This is a genomic window from Bradyrhizobium sp. UFLA01-814 (assembly GCF_046718885.1).
Classification (GTDB): Bacteria; Pseudomonadota; Alphaproteobacteria; order Rhizobiales; family Xanthobacteraceae; genus Bradyrhizobium; species Bradyrhizobium elkanii.
Map to the genome: position 1 here is coordinate 1 of NZ_JAQOSR010000339.1, position 2,824 is coordinate 2,824.

The 2,824-nt window shown below is 64.0% G+C and carries 4 protein-coding genes; all 4 read left to right on the forward strand.

Features of this window, described 5'->3' with window-relative positions:
* Nucleotides 1–371, forward strand: a 371-nt coding sequence (locus PMN64_RS42595; protein WP_411785081.1) for a 2Fe-2S iron-sulfur cluster-binding protein, incomplete at its 5' end; no start/stop codon positions are given.
* A 172-nt stretch (nucleotides 372–543) separates the two neighbouring features.
* Entirely contained in the window at nucleotides 544–999 is a 456-nt protein-coding gene (gene paaI, locus PMN64_RS42600) for a hydroxyphenylacetyl-CoA thioesterase PaaI (RefSeq protein WP_411785082.1), read from the forward strand.
* Between the two features lie 20 nt (nucleotides 1,000–1,019).
* The gene (gene paaK, locus PMN64_RS42605) at nucleotides 1,020–2,351 is read left to right on the forward strand and encodes a phenylacetate--CoA ligase PaaK (RefSeq protein WP_411785083.1); all 1,332 of its coding nucleotides are present in this window, start codon (nucleotides 1,020–1,022) and stop codon (nucleotides 2,349–2,351) included.
* A gap of 133 nt (nucleotides 2,352–2,484) precedes the next feature.
* Nucleotides 2,485–2,784 (forward strand): GIY-YIG nuclease family protein, encoded by a 300-nt coding sequence (locus PMN64_RS42610; RefSeq protein WP_028338783.1) that lies wholly within the window; start codon nucleotides 2,485–2,487, stop codon nucleotides 2,782–2,784.
* Nucleotides 2,785–2,824: the final 40 nt, after the last annotated feature.

Here is a 2,824-nt window from a genome sequence, read left to right on the forward strand (position 1 = left end):
TCGCCGACGAGCGCATCCATGTCGAACGCTTCGTCTCGGAGTTCGGCGGCAAGCCGCGTCCGAAGGTCGTCGTTTCCGCCGGCGCGCCGCCGAAGGCGATTGCCGGGCTGATCATCGACGGCAAGCGCCGCGAGGTCCCGGTAGCCGACGGCGAGTCGATCCTCGACGCTGCGCTGCGCGCCGGCATGGACCTGCCGTTCGCCTGCAAGGGCGGCATGTGCTCGACCTGCCGCGCCAAGCTGGTCGAAGGCGAGGCGCCGATGGACCTGAATTATTCGCTGGAGCCGTGGGAGCTGAAGGCGGGGTTCATCCTCACCTGCCAGGCCAAGCCGTGCTCCGAGAAGGTCGTGGTCGATTACGACCACGTCTGAGATTGTCGTCATTCCGGGGCGCGAAGCGAACCCGGAATCTCGAGATTCCGGGTTCGATGCTGCGCATCGCCCCGGAATGACGGAAGTAGCGTTGACGTCTCGTGCGTCGCGCCCAACACTGATTTGACACCAAGAGGCCCTCCGCAACGGGCCCGCGCACAGGGAGTTCGATGTGAACGTGAAGGCCACGCTATCGCCCGAGGATGTCGCCCGCGCCTGCGCTGACGCGATGTGGAAGGAAGACGACGCCAGCAAGGGCCTCGGCATGGAGCTCGTCGAGATCAGGCCGGGGCAGGCTACGATGGCGATGACGGTGCAGCCGCACATGGTCAACGGCCAGCGCATCTGTCATGGCGGCTACATCTTCACGCTGGCCGATTCAGCCTTCGCCTTTGCCTGCAACAGCCGCAACGATCGCGCGGTGGCGGCGCAGGGCAATGTCACTTTCATCCGGCCCGGCAAGCTCGGCGACCGTCTGGTGGCGACCGCGCGCGAGATCTCGCGCAGTGGCCGCTCGGGAATCTACGACGTAAGCGTGACGTCCGGCGACAGCGTGATCGCCGAATTCCGCGGGCATTCGCGCGTGATACCGGGCACCTGGCTGCCCGACACGGACATCGAGGCATAAAGGCTTCAGGGGAAACGTCGATGGCAACGGCAAAGCTCAAGGTCAAGGACAGTGGTTATCGCGCCGAGCTCGACCCGGCCGAGCGCGCCTCGCGCGACGAGATCATGGCGCTGCAGACCAGGCGGCTGGCCTGGTCGCTCAAGCATGCCTATGACAATGTCGCGCACTACAGGAAGGCGTTCGATGCCGCCGGCGTGCATCCGTCCGATTTCAGGCAGCTTCCCGATCTCGCCAAATTTCCGTTCACGGTGAAGACGGATCTGCGCGACAATTATCCCTTCAACATGTTCGCGGTGCCGCGCGAGCAACTGGTGCGGGTCCATGCGTCCTCGGGTACGACCGGCAAGCCGATCGTGGTCGGCTACACCAGGGCCGACATCGACACCTGGGCGGATGTGATGGCGCGCTCGATCCGTGCCGCCGGCGGCCGCACCGGCATGCTGATGCACAACGCCTATGGCTATGGCCTGTTCACCGGCGGCCTCGGCGCGCATTACGGCGCCGAGCGGCTCGGTTGCACGGTGATCCCGATTTCCGGCGGCATGACCGAGCGGCAGGTGCAGCTCATCAACGACTTCCGGCCCGACATCATCACGGTGACGCCGAGCTACATGCTGGCGATCCTCGACGAGTTCAAGCGGCAGGGCCTCGACCCGCGCAAATCGTCGCTGAAGTTCGGGATCTTCGGCGCCGAGCCCTGGACCAACGCGATGCGCGTCGAGATCGAGCAGGCGTTCGACATGGACGCCACTGACATCTATGGCTTGTCAGAGGTGATCGGTCCCGGTGTCGCGCAGGAATGCGTGGAGACCAAGGACGGTCTGCATATCTGGGAGGATCACTTCTACCCCGAGGTGATCGATCCCCTGACCGGCAAGGTGCTGCCCGATGGCGAGAAAGGCGAGCTGGTGTTCACCTCGCTTACCAAGGAAGCTTTTCCGATCATCCGCTACCGCACCCGCGATCTGACGCGGCTGTTGCCCGGCACGGCGCGGCCCGGCATGCGGCGGATGGAGAAGGTGACCGGCCGCTCCGACGACATGATCATCCTGCGCGGCGTCAACGTGTTCCCGACCCAGATCGAGGAAGCGCTGCTGGCGACCGACTGGTGCGGCGGTCACTTTGTCATCGAGCTGACCCGCGAGGGCCGCATGGACGAGATGACGGTGCTCGCCGAGGCACGGCCCGAGAGCTGGGACGGCGAAGGGCTGACCGCGCATGCCGAGAAGGTCTCCGCCTTCATCAAGAACACGATCGGCATCTCCACCCGCGTCCGCGTCGTTGCGCCCGAGACGCTGGAGCGTTCGCTCGGCAAGGCGAAACGTGTTTACGACAAGCGGCCGAAATCCTAACTTTATCCCCTCATGGTGAGGAGGCGCAAAGCGCCGTCTCGAACCATGAGGCCACGCCGGTGGCTCCATCCTTCGAGACGCCGCTTCGCGGCTCCTCAGGATGAGGGCGAGAGGCGAAGACGCGGTGGGAAGGATGGCGGAAGGAGCGTTCCTTTATATACTCCGATGCGCGGATGGCAGCTTTTACATTGGAATAACGCGTACGGCATTGGAAATCAGAATTGCTCAGCACAATGCCGGAACACTCGGCGGCTACACGGCGACGCGTCGCCCGGTGACGCTGGTTTTCTCTCAATGGTTCGATCGCATAACGGACGCGATCGAGAATGAACGCAAGCTCAAGAAGTGGAGCCGGGCGAAAAAGGAGGCCTTTGTGCGTGGCGACTTCGTCGCCTTACGGGAGCTTTCTGCGCGTCGATCGCCGCATTCCTAAACTCCACCTTCCGGGGTAGACTAAGCGCTCTCTCGTGCTT

Bases quoted from the DNA above. Each gene is read 5' to 3' on its own strand.
- paaK (WP_411785083.1), top strand. From the start codon at position 1,020: ATGGCAACGGCAAAGCTCAAGGTCAAGGACAGTGGTTATCGCGCCGAG.
- PMN64_RS42610 (WP_028338783.1), top strand. From the start codon at position 2,485: ATGGCGGAAGGAGCGTTCCTTTATATACTCCGATGCGCGGATGGCAGC.